Origin of the sequence: Sphingomonas sp. 2378 (genome assembly GCF_038084995.1) — a bacterium.
Lineage (GTDB): Bacteria > Pseudomonadota > Alphaproteobacteria > Sphingomonadales > Sphingomonadaceae > Sphingomonas.
In genome coordinates, this window is the sequence record NZ_JAXCMJ010000110.1 from 1 (window position 1) to 948 (window position 948).

Consider the following 948-nt stretch of genomic DNA (forward strand, 5'->3'; position numbering starts at 1 on the left):
CCGGATCTTCACCCGCAAGGCGTCGAAAAAGACGAGCGGGTAGACCGGATCCAGCGGGCGTTGCTGCCAGATCGCCACCTCGTCGAGTACGGCGTCGGTCACCCGCCGCGCCCGGGATCGCCAGCGCGGCGGCGCATTCGACGGCCGAGCGCAATTCGCGGACGTTGCCGGGCCATCCCCGGCCCGCCAACCAATCCAGCGCGTCCGGCGAGAAGCTGGCCCGGCCTTCGCTCGCTCGCCGCAGGAACAGGCTGGCCAGCAACGGCACATCGGTCGCCCGCTCGGCCAGTGACGGCGTCCGCAGCACCACGCCCTTCAGCCGGTAGAACAGGTCTTCGCGAAAATTGCCCTCCGCCACGGCGGCGGCAAGGTCGCGATACTACGGTTAACGCTTTTGAGGCAGCGTCGAAAGCCCCGCGGGAAGAGGCATGCCGCGAACATCGTCCAGGGCCGATTTCCCGGCAAGCGATTGACCATCAGCCGCTCTTCATTGCCGGGATCACGAGCGAGACAGTCATGACTGCGGCCGGTTCCAAGGAGCCGAAAAATTCCATTGAGGAAAGCCTCGTCCCAACCGTCTAACAATCGGGCGCATTCGCGCCCGCATCAGGAGACGGGCCAGCGAAACCTTAAGCGCGATCACCGGCTGCGACCTCTATTTCAAATTCAAGAATCTTCAGTTCACGGTGAGTTTCAAGGAGCGCGGCGCGCCAAACAAGCTGCTAACGCGTTGGCCGTGAAGCCGTTTCGACCGTGAGACGCGGCATCGGTGGGCAGAATGATTTTACTTGTGTCCGCGCCGTAACGACCGCTTTTGGGATCGGCCAGTCCCCCGCTGAATGTCTTGAGCTGTGAAGGAAATCGGGCACCGGCAGGTGTACGATATCCTCCAAAGCAGGAAGCCGCGGGCCACGCGCGGTGAGCTATGGGGTTTTGGGGTTTTGCGCT

General features: G+C 63.2%; 2 pseudogenes. Both read right to left on the minus strand.

The annotated features are described in order from the left end of the window. Nucleotides 1-102: pseudogene (locus tag SM191_RS19495) on the minus strand (transposase); the annotation flags it as partial. A gap of 76 nt (nucleotides 103-178) precedes the next feature. Continuing rightward, a pseudogene (locus SM191_RS19900) lies at nucleotides 179-358 on the minus strand (sigma-54-dependent Fis family transcriptional regulator); the annotation flags it as partial. Nucleotides 359-948 lie beyond the last annotated feature (590 nt).